Origin of the sequence: Enterobacter ludwigii, from assembly GCF_001750725.1 — a bacterium.
GTDB lineage: Bacteria > Pseudomonadota > Gammaproteobacteria > Enterobacterales > Enterobacteriaceae > Enterobacter > Enterobacter ludwigii.
Genome location: NZ_CP017279.1, coordinates 2,758,751 through 2,783,829, shown reverse-complemented (window position 1 = coordinate 2,783,829; position 25,079 = coordinate 2,758,751). Strand labels below are relative to the sequence as shown.

The window sequence follows — 25,079 nt, the reverse complement described above, 5'->3', positions numbered from 1 at the left end:
GGCTGGATTAACGCTTCAGCGCGTCGCTCAGCTCATCACGCATGTTTGCCAGCATGGCTTTAACAACACGTGGGTTACCTGCAACGATGTTGCCAGTCGTCAGATGGTTGTGGCCGCCGGTGAAATCGCAAACGATGGCGCCTGATTCACGCGCGATCAGCTCACCCGCTGCAAAATCCCACGGCTTCAGTGACAGCTCAAAGTAACCGTCAACGCGACCGGTAGCCACATAGGCCAGGTCCAGCGCGGCAGAACCGGTGCGACGGAAGTCCGCGCATTCGGTGAACAGTTTGCCCAGGATATTCATGTAAGTGGTTGCGTGCTGCTTCGCCTTGAACGGGAAGCCGGTTGCCAGAATGGTACCGTCGAGGTCGCGTGCATTGCTGCAGCGCAGACGGTAGCCGTTCAGCTGCGCGCCCTGACCGCGGGTTGCGGTGAACAGTTCGTTACGCATTGGATCGTAAACCACGGCGACTTCTGTACGGCCTTTAATGCGTACTGCGATAGACACGGAGAAGTGTGGCAGACGTTTGACGAAGTTGGTGGTGCCATCCAGTGGATCGATAACCCATTGAACATCCTGATCGGTACCTTCAAGTTCACCGCTTTCTTCGGTGATGATGGTGTGCTGCGGGTAAGATTTGCGGATGGTATCGATAATAATCGCTTCAGCGGCTTTATCGACGTTGGTTACGAAATCATTGCTGCCTTTCTGGCTGGTTTCAACAGAATCTGGCGTTTCGTAGTGTTTGGCAATTACATTACCCGCCTTGCGCGCTGCGCGCACGGCGATGGTCAGCATCGGATGCATCGGTCTCTCTCACTGGATGTTAAAGAACGGGAAAATCGGCGCAGAGTATAGCAGCGAGATCGGAATATGTCTCTCGTTTATGATAATATGGCCGAATATTCTTCAGACACAGAATCCAGACATTAAAACTATGCTGCAAAACATTCGAATCGTGCTGGTTGAAACATCGCACACTGGCAATATGGGCTCCGTAGCCCGCGCTATGAAAACCATGGGCTTAACGAACCTGTGGCTGGTTAACCCACTGGTGAAACCCGACTCACAGGCTATCGCTCTGGCTGCGGGCGCCAGCGATGTCATTGGTAACGCGCAGATCGTGGATACTCTGGACGAAGCCCTGGCAGGGTGCAGTCTGGTGGTCGGGACCAGCGCCCGCTCCCGTACACTGCCGTGGCCGATGTTGGATCCGCGTGAATGCGGTCTGAAAAGCGTCTCTGAAGCCGAACAGGCCCCTGTAGCGCTGGTGTTTGGCCGTGAACGCGTGGGCCTGACCAACGATGAACTGCAGAAGTGCCATTACCACGTGGCCATTGCCGCTAACCCGGAATACAGCTCCCTGAACCTGGCAATGGCCGTTCAGGTGATTGCCTATGAAGTGCGTATGGCGTGGCTGGCGACGCAGGAAAAAGCAACGGCAGAGCCGCAGGAAGAGGCCGTCTACCCGCTGGTGGACGATCTGGAGCGCTTCTATGGTCACCTGGAGCAGACCCTGCTCTCTACCGGTTTCATCCGTGAAGGTCACCCGGGGCAGGTAATGAACAAGCTGCGCCGCCTGTTTACCCGTGCGCGTCCGGAAAGCCAGGAATTGAACATTCTGCGCGGGATCCTGGCGTCGATTGAGCAAAAGAATAAAGAGTAGTGCCCATCCTGGTGATACGGCACGGAAGGTTAAATACCTGACTAAAACAGTCAAGTAAATAGTTGACCATTTTAGTCAGGAATGTCAGACTTGGCCCTGCTATGCAATACCCCCATTTTACTATAAAAAACCCCGGGCAGGGGCGAGTTTGAGGTTAAGTAAGACATGAGACTGACATCTAAAGGGCGTTATGCCGTGACCGCGATGCTGGACGTTGCGCTCAACTCCGAAGCGGGCCCGGTTCCGTTGGCTGATATTTCTGAACGACAAGGGATCTCCCTCTCCTATCTGGAGCAGCTGTTCTCCAGACTGCGTAAAAATGGACTGGTTTCCAGCGTTCGTGGCCCAGGCGGCGGTTATCTGCTGGGTAAAGACGCGGGCAGTATTGCAGTTGGCGAAGTGATCAGTGCCGTTGACGAATCCGTTGATGCGACCCGTTGCCAGGGTAAAGGCGGCTGCCAGGGCGGCGATAAGTGCCTGACCCACGCGCTGTGGCGCGACCTGAGCGATCGTCTGACCGGCTTCCTGAACAACATCACCTTAGGTGAACTGGTAAATAACCAGGAAGTTCTGGATGTCTCTGGCCGTCAGCACAGCCAGGACTCCCAACGCAGCACCCGCGGGCAGGACGCGATCGACGTCAAATTACGCGCGTAATAAAAAGATAAGTATTTCAGAATCAGGCCGGAGCGTTCGCTCGCTCCGTGTACTCGGTCGTACATCCAGCCGGTTGCCTGATTCCTTGCATTGAAGCGATGTACGGAGTTTATAGAGCAATGAAATTACCGATTTATCTCGACTACTCCGCAACCACGCCGGTGGACCCGCGTGTTGCCGAGAAAATGATGCAGTGTCTGACCCTGGACGGAAACTTTGGTAACCCAGCTTCCCGTTCACACCGTTTTGGCTGGCATGCTGAAGAGGCGGTAGATATCGCCCGTAATCAGATTGCTGACCTGGTGGGTGCCGACCCGCGTGAGATTGTATTCACCTCCGGTGCGACCGAATCCGATAACCTGGCGATCAAAGGTGCGGCCAACTTTTATCAGAAAAAAGGCAAGCACATCATCACCAGCAAAACCGAACACAAAGCCGTGCTGGACACCTGCCGTCAGCTCGAGCGTGAAGGTTTCGACGTGACTTACCTGGCACCACAGAGCAACGGTATCATCGACCTGAAAGAGCTCGAAGCGGCCATGCGTGATGACACCATCCTGGTCTCCATCATGCACGTAAACAACGAAATCGGCGTTGTGCAAGATATCGCGACCATCGGCGAAATGTGCCGTGCGCGCGGCATCATCTACCACGTAGACGCCACCCAGAGCGTGGGCAAACTGCCTATCGATCTGAGCCAGCTGAAAGTGGACCTGATGTCCTTCTCCGGCCACAAAATCTATGGCCCGAAAGGTATTGGTGCACTGTACGTTCGTCGTAAACCGCGTATCCGCATCGAAGCACAGATGCACGGTGGCGGTCACGAGCGCGGTATGCGTTCCGGTACGCTGCCTGTTCACCAGATCGTGGGTATGGGCGAAGCTTACCGTATTGCGAAAGAAGAGATGGAAACCGAGATGGCGCGCCTGCGCACGCTGCGTAACCGTCTGTGGGATGGCGTGAAAGATATGGAAGAAGTGTATCTGAACGGCGATCTCGAACAGGGCGCACCAAACATTCTCAACGTCAGCTTCAACTATGTTGAAGGTGAATCGCTGATTATGGCGCTGAAAGACCTGGCGGTTTCTTCCGGTTCTGCCTGTACGTCTGCAAGCCTGGAGCCATCCTATGTGCTGCGCGCACTGGGCATGACTGACGAGCTGGCACACAGCTCTATCCGTTTCTCTTTAGGTCGTTTCACTACCGAAGAAGAGATTGACTACACCATCAAGCTGGTTCGCAACTCCATCGGTCGTCTGCGTGACCTTTCTCCACTGTGGGAAATGTTCAAGCAGGGCGTGGATCTGAACAGCATTGAATGGTCACATCACTAATCGGTACATAAGGAGAATTCAACATGGCATACAGCGAAAAAGTTATTGATCATTATGAGAACCCGCGCAACGTTGGCTCTTTTGACAACAGCGACGAAAGCGTAGGTAGCGGTATGGTCGGTGCGCCAGCGTGTGGCGACGTGATGAAGCTGCAGATTAAAGTCAACAATGAAGGTATCATTGAAGATGCGCGCTTCAAGACCTACGGCTGCGGTTCTGCTATCGCCTCCAGCTCCCTGGTCACCGAATGGGTGAAGGGCAAGTCTCTGGACGAAGCACAGGCAATCAAGAACACGGATATTGCTGAAGAACTCGAACTGCCACCCGTGAAAATTCACTGTTCTATCCTGGCAGAAGACGCGATCAAAGCCGCCATTGCGGATTACAAAAGCAAACGTGAAGCAAAATAATTGAGGTTTGAGTATGTCGATTACCCTTAGCGACAGCGCTGCCGCGCGAGTAAGCTCTTTTCTGGCGAACCGTGGTAAAGGCTTTGGCCTGCGACTGGGCGTACGTACCTCCGGCTGTTCTGGTATGGCTTACGTACTGGAGTTTGTTGACGAACCGGCGTCTGATGACACCGTGTTTGAAGACAAGGGCGTGAAGGTGGTGGTCGATGGCAAAAGCCTGCAATTCCTCAATGGCACTCAGCTGGACTTTGTAAAAGAAGGCCTGAACGAAGGGTTCAAATTCACGAACCCGAACGTCAAAGACGAGTGTGGTTGCGGCGAAAGCTTCCACGTTTAACCGCGCGTCATCCGAAACCCCACCGCAGGACTCCTGTGCGTGGGGTTTGTTCTAACAGGCTACCCCTGAGATTGTTATGGATTACTTCACTCTCTTCGGACTACCCGCTCAATACCCGATTGATCTGCAGGCGCTGACGATCCGCTTCCAGGATCTGCAGCGTCAGTATCATCCGGATAAATTCGCCAGTGGTACTCAGTCAGAGCAATTGGCTGCGGTATCGCAATCTGCGACCATCAATCAGGCCTGGCAGACGCTGCGCCATCCACTGTCTCGCGCTGAGTATCTGCTCTCGCTTCATGGCTTTGATCTGGCGAGTGAACAGCACACCGTGCGTGATACGGCGTTTTTGATGGAACAGCTGGAACTGCGTGAAGAGCTGGATGAGATTGAACAGGCCAAAGATGAAGCGCGTCTGGAAAGCTTCATCAAGCGCGTAAAAGGCATGTTCGATACCCGCCATCAACTGATGGTGGAGCAACTGAACAACGAGACCTGGGATGTGGCGGCAGACACTGTGCGCAAACTCCGTTTTCTCGATAAACTGCGAAGCAGTGCTGAACAACTCGAAGAAAAGCTGCTCGATTTTTAATTTCGGAAGCAATTATGGCCTTATTACAAATTAGTGAGCCTGGCTTAAGTGCCGCACCGCACCAGCGTCGTCTGGCGGTAGGTATTGATCTGGGCACCACCAATTCTCTCGTGGCGACCGTGCGAAGCGGCCAGGCGGAAACGCTGGCTGACGAGCAGGGCCGTCATCTGCTGCCTTCCGTGGTCCACTACCAACAGCAGGGCCACGCGGTTGGCTACGACGCACGCGCGAACGCCGCGCGCGATCCGGCAAACACCATCAGTTCCGTAAAACGCATGATGGGCCGCTCCCTCGCCGATATTCAGACCCGTTATCCGCATCTGCCGTATCAGCTGCAGGCCAGTGAAAACGGCCTGCCAATGATTGCCACGACAGCGGGGCTGCTGAACCCTATCCGCGTTTCTGCTGATATCCTCAAAGCGCTGGCGGCGCGTGCTACGGCAACGCTCGGCGGCGATCTCGATGGCGTGGTCATTACCGTTCCGGCCTACTTTGATGATGCACAGCGTCAGGGCACCAAAGACGCGGCGCGTCTGGCGGGACTGCACGTTCTGCGACTGTTGAACGAACCGACGGCGGCCGCCATTGCCTACGGCCTGGACTCCGGTCAGGAAGGGGTGATTGCGGTTTACGATCTGGGTGGCGGGACCTTTGATATTTCTATCCTGCGCTTAAGCCGTGGGGTGTTTGAAGTGCTGGCTACCGGCGGTGATTCTGCGCTGGGTGGCGATGACTTCGACCATCTGCTGGCCGATTTCATTCGTGAACAGGCGGGTATTCCCGATCGCAGCGATGCACGCGTGCAGCGTGAACTGCTGGACGTGGCCATCGACGCGAAAATCGCGCTGAGCGATGCGCAGTCTGTCACCGTCAACGTGGCGGGCTGGCAGGGGGAAATCACCCGGGAACAGTTTAACGACCTGATCGCGCCTTTGGTGAAACGCACTCTGCTGGCCTGCCGTCGCGCACTGAAAGATGCGGGCGTTGAGGCTGACGAGGTGCTGGAAGTGGTCATGGTTGGCGGCTCCACGCGCGTACCGCTGGTGCGTGAACGGGTGGGTGAATTCTTTGGCCGCACGCCGCTGACGTCCATCGACCCGGATAAAGTGGTTGCCGTGGGCGCGGCTATCCAGGCGGATATTCTGGTCGGCAACAAGCCGGACAGCGAGATGTTGCTGCTGGATGTTATTCCGCTCTCCCTGGGTTTAGAAACCATGGGGGGACTGGTGGAGAAAGTCATTCCGCGTAACACCACCATTCCGGTGGCGCGCGCGCAGGAATTCACCACCTTCAAAGACGGCCAGACCGCGATGTCCATCCATGTGATGCAGGGCGAGCGCGAGCTGGTGCAGGACTGTCGTTCACTGGCGCGCTTTGCGCTGCGCGGTATTCCTGCGCTCCCTGCGGGCGGTGCGCATATTCGCGTTACCTTCCAGGTGGATGCGGACGGCCTGCTGAGCGTCACGGCGATGGAGAAATCCACCGGCGTTGAGTCGTCTATCCAGGTGAAGCCGTCCTACGGCCTGACCGATGGTGAGATCGCCTCCATGATTCAGGATTCAATGAGCTACGCCGAACAGGATGTGAAGGCGCGTATGCTGGCAGAACAGAAAGTTGAAGCCGCACGCGTGCTGGAAAGTCTGAACGGTGCGCTCGCTGCCGACGCCGCGCTGTTAAGCGCCGCTGAGCGTCAGGTGATTGACGAGGCTGCCGCGCGCTTAAGCGCAGTGGCCGAAGGCAATGATGCTGATGCAATAGAAGAAGCCATTAAAAACGTTGATAAACAAACCCAGGACTTTGCTGCTCGCCGCATGGACAAATCTGTCCGCGTCGCGCTGAAAGGCCAGTCCGTGGACGAGGTTTAATATGCCAAAGATTGTTATTTTGCCTCATGCGGACCTCTGTCCGGATGGTGCTGTTCTGGAAGCGAAGACCGGTGAGACCATTCTCGATGTTGCCCTGCGTAACGGTATCGAAGTGGAACACGCCTGTGAAAAATCCTGTGCCTGCACAACCTGCCACTGCATCGTGCGTGAAGGTTTTGACTCTCTGGCCGAGAGCACCGAAGATGAAGACGACATGCTGGATAAAGCATGGGGTCTGGAGCCAGACAGCCGTTTGAGCTGCCAGGCTCTGGTGACCGATGAAGATCTGGTCGTGGAATTCCCACGCTACACCATCAACCATGCACGCGAGCACTGATATGGGACTGAAGTGGACTGACAGCCGTGAAATCGGCGAAGCGCTCTACGACGCTAACCCGGATCTCGATCCTAAAACCGTACGCTTCACCGATATGCATCAGTGGATCTGCGATTTAGACGATTTTGACGACGATCCAAACGCATCCAATGAAAAAATTCTGGAGGCGATTCTGTTAGTCTGGTTAGATGAAGCAGAATAAATCACCTTACGGGCTGCCTTCAGGCGGCCCGTTTGCTAATAAGGATAAATAAAATGACCGAAGCGATGAAGATTACGATCTCGAATCAGCCTGCTGACGCGCGCTGGGGCGAGAAAGCCACCTACAGTATCAACAACGACGGTATTACCCTGCACCTGACTGGCAACGATGATTTGGGTCTGATCCAGCGCGCGGCGCGCAAAATTGATGGTCTGGGCATTAAACATGTCACCCTGGACGGCGAAGGCTGGGATATCGACCGCAGCTGGGCATTCTGGGCGGGTTACAAAGGACCGAAAGGCAGCCGTAAAATCGAGTGGGCGACGCTCGACGAAGCGGGTCAGAAAGAGCTGGAAAGCCGTCTGACCATTATCGACTGGGTGCGCGATACCATTAACGCCCCGGCAGAAGAGCTGGGTCCTGAACAACTTGCGCAGCGCGCCGTTGACCTGCTGTGCGGCGTGGCGGGCGACAAAATGTCTTACCGCATCACCAAAGGTGAAGACCTGCGCGAGCAGAACTATATGGGGATCCACACCGTGGGTCGCGGTTCCGAGCGTCCTCCGGTATTGCTGGCGCTGGATTACAACCCAACCGGTGATAAAGCAGCACCGGTATTTGCCTGCCTGGTCGGGAAAGGCATCACGTTCGATACCGGCGGTTACAGCCTGAAGCAGAGCGCGTTCATGGACTCCATGAAGTCCGATATGGGCGGTGCGGCAACCATCACCGGCGCGCTGGCGTTTGCCATTACGCGCGGTCTGAACAAGCGCGTGAAGCTTTACCTGTGCTGTGCGGACAACATGGTGAGCGGTAATGCCTTTAAGCTCGGCGACATTATTCGCTACCGTAACGGTAAAAACGTGGAAGTGATGAACACCGATGCAGAAGGTCGTCTGGTGCTGGCCGATGGTCTCATCGACGCGTCTGCGCAGAAGCCAGAGCTGATTATCGACATGGCGACCCTGACCGGTGCGGCGAAAACCGCGCTGGGCAACGACTACCATGCGCTGTTCAGCTTTGACGACAAACTGGCAGCTCGCCTGCTGGCAAGCGCGGCCGCGGAGAACGAACCGTTCTGGCGTCTGCCGCTGGCCGAATTCCACCGCAGCCAGCTGCCGTCTAACTTCGCCGAACTGAACAACACCGCGAGCGCAGCCTATCCGGCGGGTGCGAGCACGGCGGCCGGCTTCCTGTCTCACTTCGTTGAGAACTATCACGAAGGCTGGCTGCACATCGACTGCTCCGCAACCTACCGTAAAGCGGCCGTTGAGCAGTGGTCTGCAGGGGCAACGGGACTGGGCGTGCGTACTATCGCAAACCTGTTGACTGCCGAGTAATTGTCTTTGTCCGGTGGCGCTGTGTTTGTCCGGGCCTACGGTTTTGTAGGCCTGTTAGCCTTGCGCCAGCCGACATTATGTTGAAGTAGCCAAACTATGTCTGAAACGAAAAACGAATTAGAAACTCTGCTGGAACAGGCGGCGACCGAACCTGCCCACCGTCCGGCATTTTTCCGCACGTTGCTGGAGTCCACCGTCTGGGTTCCGGGTACCGCAGCGGAAGGCGAACAGGTTGTTGAAGACAGCGCGCTGGACCTGCTCCACTGGGAGAAAGACGACGGCACGTCGGTGATCCCGTTCTTCACCTCGCTGGAAGCGCTGCAGCAGGCCGTTGAAGACGAGCAGGCGTTCGTGGTGATGCCGGTGCGCACTCTGTTCGAAATGACGCTGGGCCAGACCTTGTTCCTCAACGCCAAACTGCCAACCGGGAAAGAGTTCACCCCGCGTGAAATCAACCATCTGATTGGCGAGGAGGGCAACCCGCTCAGTACGCAGGAAGTGCTGGAAGGGGGCGAAACGCTGCTGTTGTCTGAAGTAGCCGAACCCCCTGCGCAGATGATTGATTCGCTGACCACGCTGTTCAAAACCCTCAAACCCGTGAGGCGCGCGTTCCTCTGCTCTATTAAAGAGAGCACGGATGAACAGCCGGTACTGCTGATTGGCATTGAAGCAGACGGCGATATCGAGGAGATTATTCAGGCTGCGGGCAGTGTTGCCACCGATACGCTGCCGGGTGATGAGCCGATCGATATCTGTCAGGTGAAGAAGGATGAGAAGGGCATCAGCCACTTTATTACCGAGCACATCACGCCGTTTTACGAGCGTCGCTGGGGCGGATTCCTGCGCGATCTCAAAACCACCCGCATTATCTGATTACGCGGGGTGATTTTTCACCCCGTCGCTTCCAGCAGCAGTAAATCCATCAGCAGGACCAGATTCGACTCAAACGACGTCACGCCAGCGGCTTCTGCGGCGTAATGTACCGCCTCGTCATATAAGGCAAAGTGTAAATCTGCCATTCCCGCCAGCGTATTGGCCGAAGCGCGCGTAAAAGCCACGACCGTCATACCCACGTTTTTAGCGATCCGCGCTTTATCCAGCACCTGTTCGGTTTCACCGCTGCGTGAGACGGCGATAAACACCTGATACCGCGCAGCGTTGCTGAGGAAAATGTTCCGGCTATCCCCCGGCCCGGAAATAAACGCCGTTTTGCCCAACACCTGCAATTTCTTGGTGAGGTACTCGGCGAAGAGATAAGAGAAGCCGGCGCCATAAAGAAAGAAACTCTCTTTCTGGCGCAGTAACGTCGAAAATTGCGCGCGCTTCTCCTGCGTTACCCACTGAAAGGTTTGTTGATAGTTCGCGATAAATTGACTGAAAAGCGCCGGCAGTTCCGGGCGCTGTTGTGCCTGCGCGGCGATATACGGCGTCTCGGTTAACAGCTGTTTGCAGTGCCAGATAAATTCACTGAAACCGCTGAAGCCTAATTTCTGACACAAACGCATAATGGTAGCGGTTGAGACGAACGTCGCCTGCGCCAGTTCGCGCACCGTAATATTGCCCACCAGCAGAGGATGCTCTGTGAGGTGGGCCAGCACGCGATATTCCGCGCGGGTCAGTGACGCCCCGCGCGTTAACAGCGTGGCCAGACGGTTATCCATTATTTGGCCGGTTCAACGGGCAAATCGTCTCGTGCACCCCATTCACTCCAGGCGCCATCATAGAGCGTCACGTCATTTACACCGAGTGTGGCGAGCGCCAGAATCACCACGCAGGCCGTGACGCCGGACCCGCAGCTGGCAATAACGGGACGATGCAAATCCACGCCCTGACGATCAAAAATGGCGCGCAGCTCATCGGTCGTTTTTAATTCACCTTCAAACACCAGATCGCCCCACGGCACATTCAACGCGCCGGGAATATGGCCGCGCTTCAGCCCCGGACGCGGTTCATCCGCCTGGGCGTTAAAGCGCGCTGCAGGGCGGGCATCGACAATTTGCGCCGTTTTTTCATGGCTGACCACCAGCACGTCGGTCAGACGTTTTACCTGATGCGCATCAAACGTCGCGTCGAACTCGCCTTCCGGCAGCGTCACGTCGCCTTGCTGCAATGGCAGTTCATCACGCTTCCAGCCCGCGAGGCCGCCTGCAAGAATTGAGACTTTCTCCACGCCAAAGTTTTTCAGCATCCACCAGGCGCGCGGTGCGGAGAAGAGGTTACCTTCATCGTAAACCACGAGGTGCTTGTCACGATTGACGCCAAGTTCGCGCATCGCCACGGAGAATGCTTCCGGACGAGGCAGCATGTGCGGGAGAGGGGAGTTATGGTCGGACAGGGCTTCAATATCAAAAAATACCGCGCCCGGCAAATGCCCTGCGCGGTATTCTGCGACCATATCGCGAAGGTGTTCCTGCCCGGCAGGTGCCATACGCGCGTCAATAATCTGTACTTCCGGATCGTCACCGTGCTCAATCAGCCAGTCGGCGGCGACAAAATATGAGGTGGACATGGGTTGCCTCCATTCTTTTCCGTAAAAAAGGATTGTCGGTGTTTTTTCTGACACCGACAAGCAAACCACGTTCAACTCGCGAGCACGACCCTATTTTTTCACCGCTTCACCGTTCTGCCAGGCTTTTTGCAGCGCAGGCCAGTAGTCACGGTTGGCGTCAATCATGTCATCAAGAATCGCTTTTGCGTGCTCCATGGTGGGCACGGTGCGGTTCAGGGTGAACGCCTGCAGTGCTTTTTCGTAGCTGCCTTCAATGGTCGCTTCCACCAGCAGCTGTTCAGAGGCGAGCTGCTGCTGTAGCAGCGTCTGATGGAACAGCGGGACCCGACCCACGCGGATAGGCTCTGGCCCTTCAGAGGTGATGTAGGCCGGGACTTCCACCACCGCGTCGTACGGCAGATTGGTTATCGCCCCGCGGTTTTCCACCATTACCAGATGGCGCTGACGCAGGTTAAATGCCAGCGAGCAGGCGACATCGACAATAAACTCGCCGTGGACGCCCACGTGGAAGGCATCCGGTAAAATCCCGGTACGCTTATACTCTTCTGCGGCGGCAAACAGCTTTTTCTCACGCCCGTTCATCACTTCGTTCGCGCGGGTATAGTCCGGGTTCTGATGCTCCACAATCTGGTTTGGCATCAGGTAATACTGCAGATAGGGGTTTGGCAGATATTCCGGGAAGTTATCCATGATGGGCTTGATGTTGCGCCAGGTTTTCACCCACGACGGATCCGAGTGCTGCGGGTCGGTTTTGGCCGCATCTTCCGTCAGCAGGCCGAACCTCGCGATATGCCGACGCAGTTCCGGCAGCTTGTCCTCGCCGTCCACCCGCACGCGGGTAAACCAGCCGAAGTGGTTCAGACCAAAGTAGTCCACCTCCAGCTTGTGGCGGTCCACACCCAAAATGGCCCCCATGTTACGCATCGCCGCCACTGGCATATCGCAGATATTAAGCACGCGGGCGTCCGGTCGCAGGCGGCGCACCCCTTCCGCAACGATCGCTGCCGGGTTGGAATAGTTCACGATCCAGGCTTTTTCATGCGCGTAGCGATCCACCAGATCGATCAGCTCGACCATCGGCAGGATCGTGCGCAGGCCGTATGCCAGCCCGCCAGGACCGCAGGTTTCCTGGCCCACCACGCCGTGGCGCAGCGGGATCTTCTCATCCTGCTCACGCATCCTGTATTGGCCGACACGCATCTGGGCGAAGACAAAGTGCGCCCCGCTGAACGCGACTTCCGGGTCTGTGGTCACGGTGAAGGTAATGCTCTGGCTATGGTCGCGAATGACCTTCTCCACCACGGGTGCAATGGTGTTCTGGCGTGCTTCGTCGATATCGTAGAGGCGAATCTCGGCCAGCGGGAAGTCCTGCAGGCGTACCATCAGGCTTTTCACGATACCTGGCGTATAGGTGCTGCCGCCACCGGCAATCGACAGAATAAAAGGGGGTGTAAACATCTTTAGCTCCTCTCAGAGAAACGTCTCAACGGCTTCTCGCATTTTTTTGACATGCAGCCCGTAGACCACCTGAACGTTGTTACCTTGTTTGATAATCCCTTTCGCGCCGGTCGCTTTCAGGCGCGGCTCGTCGATGATGGAGACATCCTTCACCGTGACGCGTAAGCGGGTGTAGCAGTTATCCACTACCTCAATGTTTTCCCGGCCTCCCAGTCCCACCACGATGGATTCACCCAGCCCGTCATTGTTCCCCTTCGCCTGATACTCCTGTTTGCTGTACAGGCGCGTCTCCTGATCGTCATCCTCGCGTCCTGGCGTCTTCATGTTGAAGCGCAGGATCAGGAAGCGGAACACCACAAAATAGAGCGCGAACATGATGAGCCCGACCACGATGTACATCGGCCAGTTGGACTTCTCCGTGCCGAGCGGCAGGTTATAAAGAATAAAATCGATAATTCCGTTAGCGCCGATGGCATGAACACCGAACAGGGAGAAAAGCATCATGCCGATGCCGGTCAGCACCGCATGTACCACAAACAGCAGCGGAGCGACGAACAGGAATGAAAACTCAATCGGCTCGGTAACGCCCACCAGCAAAGAGGTTAACGCTGCCGGGATCAGGATGGCTTTGGCTGCCGCTTTGCGCTCCGGCCTGGCGGTCATGTACATCGCCAGCGCCGCCGCGGGCAGGCCAAACATTTTGCTGATGCCGCGCGCGTCCCACACTACCGTGCTGCTCAACTGCTTCACTTCCGGACAAGCCATTTCGGCGAAATAGATATTGCGTGCGCCCTGATAAACCGTGCCGCATACCTCTTGCGTCCCCCCAAGTTCGGTATACAGGAAGGGGGTATAGACCAGATGATGCAGGCCGGTCGGCACCAGAATGCGTTCCAGGAAGCCGTAAATGGCCACCCCAAAAGGCCCGGAACCTTTGATCGCCAGCGCCAGTGCGCTGATGCCATGCTGGGCAAATGGCCACAGTTCGCTCATCACGACGCCGAGCAGCATTGAGACAGGAAGCATGACGATGGCGACGAAACAGTGGCCGGAATAGATGGCCATCGCGCCGTTAAACTGTACGCCGGAGTATTTGTTGTACAAGTATCCGGACAGCGCCCCGGTCAGGATCCCGGCGAAAACGCCCATCTCCAGCACCTGCACGCCCAGCACCATACTTTGCCCGGCGGCTTTCATCTGGTCAGCGGGGGCCAGTTCGCCCTGGAGCTGCAGCGTAACGTTCATCGCGTTAATGAAAACAACAAAGGTCACCAGGCCGATCAGGGCCGCATAGCCTTTATCACGCGTGGCCAGGCCAATCGGTATCCCGACGGCAAACACCAGTGCCAGGTTAACCAGTACTGACACGGCCGATTTCGCGATAAGCTGACCAACATGCTGAATCAGCGGATGGCCGAGAAACGGCACATACTCTGCGAGGTTACCGTTCCCCAGGACGTTACCGAATGCGATAAACAGACCGACGATCGGTAAGATAAGTACCGGTCCGTACAACGATTTTCCGAAATTTTGTAGGGCGTTCACGGCTCGTTTCATGACTGTCTCTCTTAGTGAACCGCGCACTCGGGGTGCGTCTTGAGCTTAAAGCTAGCAGGCTAAAGGCGAGATAATCCAGCTATCTTCTTGTTTTAAAAACAAATGACGTAAAAGGTAACATGTGACGTTTGCGACTGTGATCGGCATAGCAGTGCCTGAGTAAAGGCGTCGTCGCTCTGCGAGGTGCTTTCCAGATTCTAAAATTAGACTTTTTGTATTAATGAAACTTGCGGATAATACTTATCCGGAAGACGACCAACAGGCTCCATGGGCCAGGGACAAAGGATGACACCGTTTCGCTTAGCCGCGATTTCTCTCGCGCTGCTTACCACATTTTCGCTTGTCGGCTGTGATAACAGCGACGATAACTCTCAGGCTGCGGCTCCCGCAGCATCCACAGCAACGACACCGAAAGCACCGGAAAAGCCGGACGCTGAAAAGCTGGCAACGCTGGCGGCACAGAGTCAGGGCAAAGCGCTCACCCTGCTGGATACTTCAGAGGTGCAGCTTGATGGCGCGGCCACGCTGGTGCTGACCTTCTCTGTTCCGCTTAATCCCGATCAGGATTTCGCCAAAACAGTGCATGTGGTGGATAAAAAAAGCGGCAAGGTTGACGGGGCGTGGGAACTCGCACCTAACCTGAAAGAGCTACGCCTGCGCCATCTGGAACCCAACCGCAATCTGGTTGTCACCGTTGAACGTGATCTGCAGGCGCTGAACAAAGCGACATTTGGTATCGATTACGAAAAAGCCCTGACCACCCGGGATGTTGAACCGACGGTCGGTTTTGCCAGCCGTGGCTCGCTGCTGCCGGGCAAGGTGGTGGAAGGTCTGCCGGTAATGGCGCTCAACGTCAACAATGTTGACGTGAATTTCTACCGCGTGAAGCCTGAATCCCTGGCCTCCTTTGTCAGCCAGTGGGAGTACCGTAACTCCCTGACCAACTGGGAGTCCGATAATCTGCTCAAAATGGCGGACCTGGTGTATACCGGCCGGTTTGACCTCAATCCGGCACGCAACACCCGTGAAAAACTGCTGTTGCCGCTGCGGGATATTAAGCCGCTCCAGCAGTCAGGCGTGTACATCGCGGTCATGAATCAGGCCGGGCACTATAACTACAGCAATGCCGCGACGCTCTTTACCTTAAGTGATATTGGGTTGTCCGCTCACCGTTATCATAACCGTCTGGATATTTTCACCCAGAGCCTGGAAGATGGCGCGGCGCAATCCGGCGTTACCGTCACCCTGTTGAATGATAAAGGGCAGACGCTTGCCGAAGCGAACAGCGATGCTGACGGCCACGCAAAACTTGAGACTGACAAAGAAGCCGCACTGATTCTGGCCAGTAAAGACGGGCAGACCACGCTGCTTGACCTCAAGCTTCCGGCCCTCGATCTGGCGGAGTTTGATATCGCAGGTAGCCCAGGCTACAGCAAGCAATTCTTTATGTTTGGCCCGCGCGATCTCTATCGCCCTGGCGAAACGGTGATCCTCAATGGTTTGCTGCGCGACAGCGACGGTAAACCGCTTCCTGCCCAGCCGGTTAAACTCGACGTACTGCGCCCGGACGGACAGGTGGCACGCACGGTTGTCGTCCAGCCTGAGAACGGCCTCTATCGCTTCAATTATTCCCTGGACGGCGGGGCGCAGACCGGTATGTGGCATATCCGCGCCAATACCGGCGATAACCAACAGCGCCTGTGGGATTTCCACGTTGAAGATTTTATGCCGGAGCGTATGGCGCTTAATCTGACGGGACAAAAAGCGCCGGTTTCCACCGAGGATAACGTCGACTTTAACATTGCGGGTTATTACCTGTATGGCGCACCTGCCAACGGAAATTCCCTGCAAGGCCAGCTATTCTTGCGACCGCTGCGCGAAGCCGTCGCTGCACTGCCGGGCTTCCAGTTCGGTGATATCGCCGAAGAGAACCTGAGCCGCAGCCTGGATGAAGTTCAGCTAACCCTTGATGAACAGGGGCGCGGACAGGTCTCGACCGAAAGCCAGTGGAAAGAGGCGCATTCACCGCTTCAGCTGATCCTGCAGGCCAGCCTTCTGGAATCGGGCGGCCGCCCGGTTACGCGCCGTGCTGAGCAGGCCATCTGGCCGGCGGCCGATCTGCCGGGTATCCGTCCTCAGTTTGCCAGTAAGGCCGTTTATGACTACCGCACTGACACTACCGTCAACCAGCCGATCGTGGATGAAAACGGCAATGCCAGCTTTGATATCGTCTATGCCGATGCCAGCGGGGCAAAAAAGGCGGTTTCCGGGTTACAGGTTCGCCTGATCCGTGAGCGCCGTGACTACTACTGGAACTGGTCAGAGAGCGATGGCTGGCAGTCACAGTTTGATCAGAAAGACCTGGTTGAGGGCGAGCAGGAGCTGACCCTTAAGGCCGATGAAACCGGTAAAGTGACCTTCCCGGTGGAGTGGGGCTCGTACCGTCTGGAGGTCAAAGCGCCGGACGATATGGTCAGCAGCGTGCGCTTCTGGGCCGGCTACAGCTGGCAGGATAATAGTGACGGCACCGGTGCTGCTCGCCCTGACCGTGTGACCATGAAACTGGACAAGCCTTCCTATCAGCCGGGAGATACCATCCAGCTGCATATCGCTGCTCCGGCGGCGGGTAAAGGCTATGCGATGATCGAGTCCAGCGAAGGGCCGCTGTGGTGGAAAGAGATCGACGTACCGGCCAACGGGCTCGATCTCTCAATCCCGGTGGATAAGGCCTGGAAACGTCACGATCTCTATCTCAGCACGCTGGTGGTACGCCCTGGCGATAAATCCAAATCAGCAACGCCGAAACGTGCCGTCGGGTTACTGCATCTGCCGATGGGCGATGAGAATCGCCGCCTGAATGTCGCGCTGGAAAATCCGCAGAAAATTCGGCCAAACCAGACGCTGTCCGTGAAGGTGAAGGCCAGCGTCAAAGAAGGCGCCGTTCCGCAGAAAGTGAATGTGCTGATCTCGGCAGTGGACAGCGGCGTGTTGAACATCACCGATTACGTTACCCCGGATCCGTGGGAAGCGTTCTTCGGTCAGAAGCGCTACGGCGCGGATATCTACGATATTTACGGTCAGGTTATTGAAGGGCAGGGCCGCATGGCTGCACTGCGCTTTGGTGGTGACGGCGATGAGCTTAAGCGCGGCGGTAAACCACCGGTGAACCACGTGACTATCATTGCCCAGCAGGCGCAGCCGGTCGAGCTCGATGCTAACGGTGAAGGGACCGTGACGCTGCCCATTGGAGACTTCAACGGCGAGCTGCGTCTGATGGCGCAGGCCTGGACGGAAGATGATTTCGGCAGCAGCGAAGGTAAAGTGATTGTCGCCGCCCCAATCATTACCGAACTGAACACGCCGCGCTTCCTGGCAAGTGGCGATACCTCACGCCTGACGCTGGATGTGACCAACCTGACGGACCAGCCGCAAACGCTGAACGTTGCCTTTACCGCTACCGGCAAGCTGTCGCTTGAGGGCGCACAGCCGCAGCCCGTGAAGTTACCTCCGGGCGCGCGCAGCACCCTGTTTATCCCGGTACGTGCGCTGGATGGCTACGGTGATGGTGAAGTGACCGCTCAGGTGACCGGCCTGCAGCTGCCGGGCGAGACTTTCGCTGCACAACAGAAGAGCTGGAAAATCGGCGTTCGTCCGGCATTCCCGGCGCAGACCGTTAACACCGGTGCCATGCTGAATCCTGGTGAGTCGTGGAGTGCACCGGCGCAGCACCTTAATGGCTTCTCTCCTGCCACGCTACAGGGACAATTGCTGCTGAGCGGGAAACCGCCTCTGAATCTGGCGCGCTATATTCGTGAGCTGCAGGCATACCCGTATGGCTGTCTGGAGCAAACCACCAGTGGTCTGTTCCCGTCGCTCTACACCAACGCGGCGCAGTTGACCGCGCTTGGCATCAAAGGGGATACGGATGACAAGCGCCGTGCGGCCATTGATATCGGAATCTCCCGTCTGCTGCAGATGCAGCGTGATGACGGAGGTTTCGCGCTTTGGGATAAAAACGGTCCGGAGGAGTACTGGCTCACCGCCTATGTCACTGACTTCCTGGTTCGTGCAGGCGAGCAGGGCTACAGCGTGCCTGCTGAGGCGGTTAACAACGCCAACAGCCGCTTGCTGCGTTACCTGCAGGACCCGGGCATGATGTCCATCCGCTACAGCGATGATACCCAGGCCAGTAAATTTGCGGTGCAGGCCTATGCCGCGCTGGTGCTGGCTCGCCAGCAAAAAGCCCCGCTTGGTGCGTTGCGTGAAATCTGGGAACGTCACGGACAGGCCGCTTCCGGGCTGCCGCTGATGCAGTTGGGGATGGCGCTTAAATTGATGGGTGACGCACCGCGCAGCCAGCAGGCGCTGGGTCTGGCCATCAAAACGCCGCGTAACGACAGCAAGAACTGGATGGCCGATTATGGCAGTGCGCTTCGTGATAATGCGCTGATGCTTTCTCTGCTTGAGGAGTACAAGCTTCTGCCGGATGCGCAAAATACGCTGCTGAACGCCTTGTCGGAACAAGCTTTCAGCCAGCGCTGGCTCTCGACACAGGAGAGTAACGCCCTGTTCCTGGCCGGACGCTCGCTGCAAACTTTGTCCGGCACATGGCAGGCCCAAACGTCTCTGGCGGATACCGCATCAGGCGGTGATAAAGCACTGGTACAGAACGTGAACGGCGACCAGCTTGGCGCGCTGCAGGTGACCAATACCGGTAGCACACCGCTGTGGGTACGCCTTGATAGCACCGGTTATCCGGCATCTGCACCTCAGCCATCGTCTAACGTGCTGCAGATTGAACGCCATATTCTGGCAACCGACGGCAGTACAAAGTCGCTCACATCACTGAAGAGCGGCGAGCTGGTGCTGGTATGGCTTGAAGTGAAGGCCAGCCAGAACGTGCCGGATGCGCTGGTTGTCGATCTCCTCCCGGCGGGGCTGGAACTGGAAAACCAGAACCTGGCGAGCAGCAGCGCCAGCCTGCAGGACAGCGGCAGCGAAGTGCAGAACCTGCTCAGTCAGATGCAGCAGGCGGATATTCAGCATATGGAATTCCGCGACGATCGCTTTGTGGCGGCGGTGCCGGTTAACGAAGGGCAGCCGGTCACGCTGGTTTATCTGGCGCGCGCCGTGACGCCGGGAACCTATGAGGTGCCGGTCCCGATGGTAGAGTCCATGTATGTTCCGCAGTGGCGGGCAACAGGTGCGGCCAGTGGCCCGCTGATTGTTGTACCGTAATATGCGGCTTGTACGTCTGATACGCTCCCGCTGGCTGTGGCTGGCGGGAGCGCTTCTCGTTTTATGGGGGCTGATTCTGGCCGCTGATCGCCTGTGGCCGTTGCCTCTGAAAGAGGTCAACCCCGCACGGGTGGTGGTGGACGAAAAGGGCACACCGCTCTGGCGTTTTGCCGACAGCGAAGGGATCTGGCGCTATCCGGTCACTCTCGAAGAGGTTTCTCCCCGCTATCTTGAAGCCTTGATCCAGTATGAAGATCGCTGGTTCTGGGACCATCCAGGCGTGAATCCGTTCTCTGTGCTGCGCGCCGCCTGGCAGGATCTTACCTCCGGGAGGGTTGTCTCAGGCGGCAGCACGCTCACTATGCAGGTGGCGCGCCTGCTGGATCCGCATCCGCGCACTTTTGGTGGCAAAATTCGTCAGCTCTGGCGAGCCATGCAGCTTGAGTGGCACCTCTCTAAGCGCGACATCCTCACGCTTTATCTTAACCGCGCCCCGTTTGGCGGTACGCTGCAGGGGATTGGTGCGGCAAGCTGGACCTACCTCGGCAAACCACCTTCGCAGCTCAGCTATTCCGAAGCGGCGCTGCTCGCCGTATTGCCGCAGGCGCCAAGCCGGTTGCGTCCTGACCGCTGGCCGGAACGTGCAGAAGCGGCACGCAACAAAGTGCTCGACCGGATGGTGACGCAGGGCGTCTGGTCGGCAAGCCAGGTTAAGGAGTCCCGTGAAGAAGCGGTATGGCTGGCGCCCCGGCAAATGCCGCAGCTGGCACCGCTCTTTTCGCGCATGATGCTCAGCAAAAGTCGCGATACTAAAATTGTGACTACCTTAGATGCGTCCCTGCAGCGGCAGCTTGAAGAACTGGCGATGAACTGGAAATCCCGCCTGCCAGCACGCAGTTCGCTGGCAATGATCGTCGTCGATCACACGGATATGAAAGTGCGTGGCTGGGTGGGATCGGTCGACATTAACGATGACACCCGGTTTAGCCATGTGGATATGGTGAATGCGATCCGATCGCCGGGATCGGTGCTCAAGCCCTTTATCTACGGTATGGCGCTGGACGACGGTTTGATCCACCCGGCATCGCTGCTCCAGGATGTTCCAAGAAAAACGGGGGATTATCGCCCGGGTAATTTCGACAGTGGATTCCATGGGCCGGTGAGTATGAGTGAAGCGCTGGTACGCTCTCTTAATCTGCCCGCCGTGCAGGTGCTCGAGGCATACGGACCAAAACGTTTTGCTGCGATGTTGAGTAATGCAGGTTTGCCGCTGATTTTACCTGCTGGCGCACAGCCGAATTTATCGCTGATCCTGGGCGGGGCAGGGGCGCGGTTGGCCGATATCACTGCGGCCTATAGCGCGTTCGCCCGACACGGTAAAGCGGGCCGGCTGCGCTTACAGCCAGGCGATCCCTTGTCAGAGCGGCCGTTGTTATCCCAGGGGGCGGCGTGGATCATTCGCCGTATTCTGGCCAATGAGGCGCAGCCGCTGCCGGACAATGCGCTGCCGCAGGTGGTACCTCTGGCATGGAAAACGGGAACCAGCTATGGCTACCGTGACGCATGGGCGGTAGGGCTGAATGCCCGTTACGTTATTGGGATCTGGACCGGACGACCGGACGGCACGCCTGTGGCGGGTCAGTTTGGGTTTGCGAGCGCGGTACCTCTGCTTAACCAGGTGAATAATGTACTGCAGTCTGGTTCAACGCTCGATCAGGCGCGTCTGCCACGCGACCCGCGTCCTGACGGTGTGGGACGCGGCGTCATCTGTTGGCCGGGCGGCCAGTCGCTGCCGGAAGGGAGCGAAAATTGCCGTCGTCGCCTGGCGACCTGGCTGCTGGACGGCAGCGAGCCGCCGACGTTGCTCTTACCGGAACAGGAAGGTATTCGCGGGATCCGCTTCCCGGTCTGGCTGGATAAAGAGAGCAAACGCGTGGCGGCAGACTGCCCGGATGCGACCGAGAAAGTTCTGGATGTCTGGCCGCTGCCGCTGGAACCCTGGCTGCCTGCAGCCGAGCGGCGCTCAGCACGGATCCCTTCGCCATCGGCTACCTGTCCGCCCTTGTCGCAGGACTCACCTGCACCGCTGATGTTGACTGGCGTGCGTGAAGGCGCGGTTATCAAGCGTCTGCCGGGGGAATCCCGCGTCTCGTTACCGCTACAGGCAACCGGCAATAGCGGTGAACGCTGGTGGTTTTTGAATGGCGAACCGCTGGCGGTGAAGAGCCGGGTTTACACCTTGCAGCTTGATAAATCAGGCGATTATCAGGTGCTGGTAATGGATGAAGCGGGGCAGGTGGCGACGGTGAATTTCACGCTGCAGTAGCGTTAAACGTCTCTTCTGCTATGAGCTGTTGCTAATCTTCGTCTCATTTTAAAAAAATGTTACCTGAATCCATAGGCAATGGCGCTATTGCTCATTATAATCCGCGCCACACCATACTCAGGTATGAAAAACAACAGAACATTTACAGAGGTTATCATGGCTATTGAACGTACTTTTTCCATCATCAAACCAAACGCGGTGGCAAAAAACGTTATTGGCAGCATCTTTGCTCGCTTTGAATCAGCAGGGTTCAAAATCGTTGGCACCAAAATGCTGCACCTGACCGTTGAGCAGGCTCGCGGTTTCTACGCTGAGCACGAAGGTCGTCCATTCTTCGACGGTCTGGTTGAGTTCATGACTTCTGGCCCGATCGTTGTATCCGTACTGGAAGGCGAAAACGCAGTACAGCGTCACCGTGACCTGCTGGGTGCGACCAACCCGGATAACGCACTGGCTGGTACCCTGCGCGCTGACTATGCAGACAGCTTCACCGAGAACGGCACCCACGGTTCCGATTCTGTTGAATCTGCCGCTCGTGAAATCGCGTTCTTCTTCGCTGAAGGCGAAGTGTGTCCACGTACCCGTTAATTTAACGGTTTCGTTTACACATTATTTTCGTAAATGCCGCGTGCAGACGTGGCATCCCTGCGCCAGACTTTGTACAATGCAACGCCCCGGACGAGCAGACTGCTTTCCGGGGCGTTTCTTTTCAACCCTCCATGGGCCATAACGTGTAACAACGAGGCCGGAAAAAATTATGTCTGAATTAGTGAATACCTCCGAAGTCGCCATTCCTGCGGTTCCAAATAAAAATGGAAAAATTAACCTGCTGGATCTGAACCGTCAGCAGATGCGCGAGTTCTTTAAAGAGATGGGCGAGAAGCCGTTTCGTGCCGATCAGGTCATGAAATGGATGTACCACTATTGCAGCGACAACTTTGATGACATGACTGACATCAACAAAGTGCTGCGCAATAAGCTCAAAGAAGTGGCTGAAATCCGTGCACCAGAAGTGGTGGAGGAGCAGCGCTCTGCCGATGGCACCATCAAATGGGCGATTGCCGTTGGCGATCAGCGCGTTGAAACCGTCTACATCCCGGAAGAAGACCGCGCCACGCTGTGCGTCTCCTCTCAGGTGGGCTGTGCGCTGGAGTGCAAGTTCTGCTCAACCGCTCAACAGGGATTCAACCGTAACCTGCGCGTGTCTGAAATTATCGGCCAGGTGTGGCGTGCGGCGAAAATCGTCGGTGCGGCGAAAGTGACCGGGACCCGTCCAATCACCAACGTAGTGATGATGGGCATGGGCGAGCCACTGCTGAACCTGACCAACGTCGTTCCGGCGATGGAAATCATGCTGGATGACTTCGGCTTTGGTCTGTCCAAGCGTCGCGTAACGCTGTCGACGTCAGGCGTAGTGCCTGCACTGGACAAGCTGGGCGACATGATTGACGTTGCGCTGGCGATCTCCCTGCATGCACCAAACGACGAAATCCGTGACGAAATTGTACCCATCAACAAAAAGTACAATATCGAAACTTTCCTCGCCGCCGTGCGTCGCTACCTGGAGAAATCCAACGCGAACCAGGGCCGCGTGACGATCGAGTATGTCATGCTCGATCACGTAAACGACGGTACCGAGCATGCGCATCAGCTGGCTGAACTGCTGAAAGATACGCCGTGCAAAATCAACCTGATCCCATGGAACCCGTTCCCGGGCGCGCCTTATGGCCGTAGCTCGAACAGCCGTATCGACCGTTTCTCCAAGGTGCTGATGGAGTATGGTTTCACCACTATCGTGCGTAAAACCCGTGGTGATGATATCGATGCTGCATGCGGACAGCTGGCAGGTGATGTGATTGACCGTACCAAACGTACCCTGCGTAAACGCATGCAGGGCGAGACGATTGCGGTCAAAGCTGTTTGATTCTTATGCACTCACGGCGCATTATTTGCGCCGTGAAGCATAATCTTACTGAATAATCAGTCAGATTCGTGATGACTGATCAATAATTACGGTGCGTTTCATCCGACTTTCGGGCAGTATGTAACGACGTAACAACAGTTTATCCTGACGGGCAGGGCTGTGCTGTCATCTCCGGGCTGACAGTCTTATACTGTCTGTTCAAGGTTAACTGATCAGAACTTTCGCGGTGCGGGTGGCATTGTGACTTACCGGCACCTGAACCCTTTTTTTTCACGTACCAGTAGTTGTAGCGAATGAATACTGAAGCCACTCACGACCAACATGAAGCACTCTCCACTGGCGTTCGTCTTCGCAACGCCCGTGAACAACTCGGACTCAGCCAGCAAGCCGTTGCAGAACGCTTATGTCTGAAGGTTTCCACGGTTCGCGATATTGAAGAAGATAAGGCTCCGGCCGATCTGGCTTCAACATTTCTGCGTGGTTACATCCGCTCTTATGCAAAACTGGTGCATATCCCTGAAGAAGAATTACTGCCAATGATGGAGAAGCAGGCACCGGTCCGCGCAGCAAAAGTTGCGCCGATGCAGACCTTCTCCCTGGGAAAACGTCGTAAAAAACGTGATGGCTGGCTGATGAGCTTTACCTGGCTGGTGCTGTTTGTGGTGATCGGCCTGACGGGCGCATGGTGGTGGCAAAACCACAAGGCGCAGCAGGAAGAGATCACCACCATGGCCGATCAATCCTCCGCCGAGCTCAATCAGTCCGGCAATGACAACGCTCAGAGCGTGCCGCTGAATACCGAAGGTGCTGCCACCTCCAGCGAGCCGCAGACTGCCGCGACCGATGCGCCTGCAACCGATGCCGGGCAGGCACCCGCCGCAACGGCTAATACCCCTGCGCCTCAGGCTCAGGATCCAAACGCGGTGGTTGCCCCTTCTCAGGCAAACGTGGATACCGCGACCAACGCGCCAGCGGCCACTCAGCCTGCGGACAACGGTGCTGCGTCACTGCCAACCAACCCGGCCGGAACGGCTGCGCCGGCGGCGGACCCAAATGCGCTGGTGATGAACTTCTCTGCTGACTGCTGGCTGGAAGTGACCGATGCAACAGGTAAAAAACTGTTCAGTGGTCTGCAGCGTAAAGATGGCACGTTAAACCTAACTGGCCAGGCACCGTATAAACTTAAAATCGGCGCTCCGGCAGCAGTACAGATCCAGTATCAAGGAAAACCTGTCGACCTGAGCCGCTTTATCAGAACTAACCAGGTTGCGCGTCTTACCGTTAATGCCGAACAATCAGCAGCACAGTAACAGACGGGCAACG

21 protein-coding genes are annotated in these 25,079 nt (G+C 56.6%); 16 read left to right on the top strand and 5 right to left on the bottom strand.

Annotation, left to right across the window (positions count from 1 at the left end):
* Positions 1-7 precede the first annotated feature (7 nt).
* Complete coding sequence (gene suhB, locus BH714_RS12985) at positions 8-811, bottom strand: inositol-1-monophosphatase (protein WP_020883019.1); 804 nt, start codon at positions 809-811, stop codon at positions 8-10.
* Between the two features lie 130 nt (positions 812-941).
* Here suhB and trmJ point away from each other — a divergent pair, with 130 nt between their 5' ends.
* The 11 genes from trmJ to sseB all read left to right on the top strand — a co-directional run bounded on the left by trmJ (position 942) and on the right by sseB (position 9,617).
* Positions 942-1,670, top strand: a complete 729-nt coding sequence (gene trmJ / locus BH714_RS12980; protein ID WP_032669904.1) for a tRNA (cytosine(32)/uridine(32)-2'-O)-methyltransferase TrmJ — start codon at positions 942-944, stop codon at positions 1,668-1,670.
* 165 nt (positions 1,671-1,835) lie between these two features.
* Complete coding sequence (iscR, locus tag BH714_RS12975) at positions 1,836-2,327, top strand: Fe-S cluster assembly transcriptional regulator IscR (protein ID WP_020883021.1); 492 nt, start codon at positions 1,836-1,838, stop codon at positions 2,325-2,327.
* A 119-nt stretch (positions 2,328-2,446) separates the two neighbouring features.
* On the top strand, positions 2,447-3,661 hold the full coding sequence (gene iscS / locus BH714_RS12970) for a cysteine desulfurase (RefSeq protein WP_020883022.1): 1,215 nt from the start codon (positions 2,447-2,449) through the stop codon (positions 3,659-3,661).
* Positions 3,662-3,684: 23 nt separating this feature from the next.
* Positions 3,685-4,071 (top strand): Fe-S cluster assembly scaffold IscU, encoded by a 387-nt coding sequence (gene iscU / locus BH714_RS12965; RefSeq protein WP_003860661.1) that lies wholly within the window; start codon positions 3,685-3,687, stop codon positions 4,069-4,071.
* Positions 4,072-4,084: 13 nt separating this feature from the next.
* Positions 4,085-4,408, top strand: a complete 324-nt coding sequence (gene iscA / locus BH714_RS12960) for an iron-sulfur cluster assembly protein IscA (RefSeq protein WP_003860659.1) — start codon at positions 4,085-4,087, stop codon at positions 4,406-4,408.
* Between the two features lie 76 nt (positions 4,409-4,484).
* Positions 4,485-5,000, top strand: coding sequence for a co-chaperone HscB (hscB, locus tag BH714_RS12955; protein WP_014171181.1), 516 nt, complete (start codon positions 4,485-4,487; stop codon positions 4,998-5,000).
* Positions 5,001-5,014: 14 nt separating this feature from the next.
* Positions 5,015-6,865, top strand: coding sequence for a Fe-S protein assembly chaperone HscA (gene hscA, locus BH714_RS12950; protein WP_025203461.1), 1,851 nt, complete (start codon positions 5,015-5,017; stop codon positions 6,863-6,865).
* A 1-nt stretch (position 6,866) separates the two neighbouring features.
* Positions 6,867-7,202, top strand: coding sequence for an ISC system 2Fe-2S type ferredoxin (gene fdx / locus BH714_RS12945; protein ID WP_014171179.1), 336 nt, complete (start codon positions 6,867-6,869; stop codon positions 7,200-7,202).
* A gap of 1 nt (position 7,203) precedes the next feature.
* A complete protein-coding gene (gene iscX / locus BH714_RS12940) occupies positions 7,204-7,404 on the top strand; it encodes a Fe-S cluster assembly protein IscX (RefSeq protein ID WP_014171178.1) in 201 nt (66 codons plus the stop codon).
* A 53-nt stretch (positions 7,405-7,457) separates the two neighbouring features.
* A complete protein-coding gene (gene pepB, locus BH714_RS12935; protein WP_020883024.1) occupies positions 7,458-8,744 on the top strand; it encodes an aminopeptidase PepB in 1,287 nt (428 codons plus the stop codon).
* 96 nt (positions 8,745-8,840) lie between these two features.
* Entirely contained in the window at positions 8,841-9,617 is a 777-nt protein-coding gene (gene sseB, locus BH714_RS12930; RefSeq protein WP_014171176.1) for an enhanced serine sensitivity protein SseB, read from the top strand.
* Positions 9,618-9,634: 17 nt separating this feature from the next.
* Here the strand turns inward: sseB and BH714_RS12925 are convergent, their stop codons facing one another.
* From BH714_RS12925 to BH714_RS12910, 4 genes are all read right to left on the bottom strand, one after another.
* The gene (locus tag BH714_RS12925; protein WP_014171175.1) at positions 9,635-10,405 is read right to left on the bottom strand and encodes a MurR/RpiR family transcriptional regulator; all 771 of its coding nucleotides are present in this window, start codon (positions 10,403-10,405) and stop codon (positions 9,635-9,637) included.
* Entirely contained in the window at positions 10,405-11,253 is an 849-nt protein-coding gene (gene sseA / locus BH714_RS12920) for a 3-mercaptopyruvate sulfurtransferase (protein ID WP_032678689.1), read from the bottom strand. Before sseA ends, BH714_RS12925 begins: the two co-directional genes overlap by 1 nt.
* Positions 11,254-11,343: 90 nt before the next feature.
* Positions 11,344-12,711, bottom strand: a complete 1,368-nt coding sequence (locus BH714_RS12915; protein ID WP_014171173.1) for a 6-phospho-alpha-glucosidase — start codon at positions 12,709-12,711, stop codon at positions 11,344-11,346.
* Between the two features lie 12 nt (positions 12,712-12,723).
* Positions 12,724-14,268: a PTS transporter subunit EIIC gene (locus BH714_RS12910; RefSeq protein ID WP_020883028.1), complete on the bottom strand. Its 1,545-nt coding sequence runs from the start codon at positions 14,266-14,268 to the stop codon at positions 12,724-12,726.
* 285 nt (positions 14,269-14,553) lie between these two features.
* Between BH714_RS12910 and BH714_RS12905 the strand changes: the two genes are divergently transcribed.
* The 5 genes from BH714_RS12905 to rodZ all read left to right on the top strand — a co-directional run bounded on the left by BH714_RS12905 (position 14,554) and on the right by rodZ (position 25,066).
* On the top strand, positions 14,554-19,506 hold the full coding sequence (locus BH714_RS12905) for an alpha-2-macroglobulin family protein (RefSeq protein ID WP_040018150.1): 4,953 nt from the start codon (positions 14,554-14,556) through the stop codon (positions 19,504-19,506).
* Between the two features lies 1 nt (position 19,507).
* Positions 19,508-21,832 carry a peptidoglycan glycosyltransferase PbpC gene (gene pbpC / locus BH714_RS12900; protein WP_040018149.1) on the top strand — a complete coding sequence of 775 codons (2,325 nt, stop codon included), beginning with the start codon at positions 19,508-19,510 and terminating at the stop codon, positions 21,830-21,832.
* A gap of 156 nt (positions 21,833-21,988) precedes the next feature.
* Positions 21,989-22,420 (top strand): nucleoside-diphosphate kinase, encoded by a 432-nt coding sequence (gene ndk, locus BH714_RS12895; protein WP_003860625.1) that lies wholly within the window; start codon positions 21,989-21,991, stop codon positions 22,418-22,420.
* A 169-nt stretch (positions 22,421-22,589) separates the two neighbouring features.
* Complete coding sequence (gene rlmN / locus BH714_RS12890; RefSeq protein ID WP_014171168.1) at positions 22,590-23,756, top strand: dual-specificity RNA methyltransferase RlmN; 1,167 nt, start codon at positions 22,590-22,592, stop codon at positions 23,754-23,756.
* Between the two features lie 293 nt (positions 23,757-24,049).
* The gene (gene rodZ / locus BH714_RS12885) at positions 24,050-25,066 is read left to right on the top strand and encodes a cytoskeleton protein RodZ (protein WP_014171167.1); all 1,017 of its coding nucleotides are present in this window, start codon (positions 24,050-24,052) and stop codon (positions 25,064-25,066) included.
* Positions 25,067-25,079 lie beyond the last annotated feature (13 nt).

Coding starts and splice junctions, on each gene's coding strand:
- suhB (WP_020883019.1), bottom strand. CDS start 811: ATGCATCCGATGCTGACCATCGCCGTGCGCGCAGCGCGCAAGGCGGGT.
- trmJ (WP_032669904.1), top strand. CDS start 942: ATGCTGCAAAACATTCGAATCGTGCTGGTTGAAACATCGCACACTGGC.
- iscR (WP_020883021.1), top strand. CDS start 1,836: ATGAGACTGACATCTAAAGGGCGTTATGCCGTGACCGCGATGCTGGAC.
- iscS (WP_020883022.1), top strand. CDS start 2,447: ATGAAATTACCGATTTATCTCGACTACTCCGCAACCACGCCGGTGGAC.
- iscU (WP_003860661.1), top strand. CDS start 3,685: ATGGCATACAGCGAAAAAGTTATTGATCATTATGAGAACCCGCGCAAC.
- iscA (WP_003860659.1), top strand. CDS start 4,085: ATGTCGATTACCCTTAGCGACAGCGCTGCCGCGCGAGTAAGCTCTTTT.
- hscB (WP_014171181.1), top strand. CDS start 4,485: ATGGATTACTTCACTCTCTTCGGACTACCCGCTCAATACCCGATTGAT.
- hscA (WP_025203461.1), top strand. CDS start 5,015: ATGGCCTTATTACAAATTAGTGAGCCTGGCTTAAGTGCCGCACCGCAC.
- fdx (WP_014171179.1), top strand. CDS start 6,867: ATGCCAAAGATTGTTATTTTGCCTCATGCGGACCTCTGTCCGGATGGT.
- iscX (WP_014171178.1), top strand. CDS start 7,204: ATGGGACTGAAGTGGACTGACAGCCGTGAAATCGGCGAAGCGCTCTAC.
- pepB (WP_020883024.1), top strand. CDS start 7,458: ATGACCGAAGCGATGAAGATTACGATCTCGAATCAGCCTGCTGACGCG.
- sseB (WP_014171176.1), top strand. CDS start 8,841: ATGTCTGAAACGAAAAACGAATTAGAAACTCTGCTGGAACAGGCGGCG.
- BH714_RS12925 (WP_014171175.1), bottom strand. CDS start 10,405: ATGGATAACCGTCTGGCCACGCTGTTAACGCGCGGGGCGTCACTGACC.
- sseA (WP_032678689.1), bottom strand. CDS start 11,253: ATGTCCACCTCATATTTTGTCGCCGCCGACTGGCTGATTGAGCACGGT.
- BH714_RS12915 (WP_014171173.1), bottom strand. CDS start 12,711: ATGTTTACACCCCCTTTTATTCTGTCGATTGCCGGTGGCGGCAGCACC.
- BH714_RS12910 (WP_020883028.1), bottom strand. CDS start 14,268: ATGAAACGAGCCGTGAACGCCCTACAAAATTTCGGAAAATCGTTGTAC.
- BH714_RS12905 (WP_040018150.1), top strand. CDS start 14,554: ATGACACCGTTTCGCTTAGCCGCGATTTCTCTCGCGCTGCTTACCACA.
- pbpC (WP_040018149.1), top strand. CDS start 19,508: ATGCGGCTTGTACGTCTGATACGCTCCCGCTGGCTGTGGCTGGCGGGA.
- ndk (WP_003860625.1), top strand. CDS start 21,989: ATGGCTATTGAACGTACTTTTTCCATCATCAAACCAAACGCGGTGGCA.
- rlmN (WP_014171168.1), top strand. CDS start 22,590: ATGTCTGAATTAGTGAATACCTCCGAAGTCGCCATTCCTGCGGTTCCA.
- rodZ (WP_014171167.1), top strand. CDS start 24,050: ATGAATACTGAAGCCACTCACGACCAACATGAAGCACTCTCCACTGGC.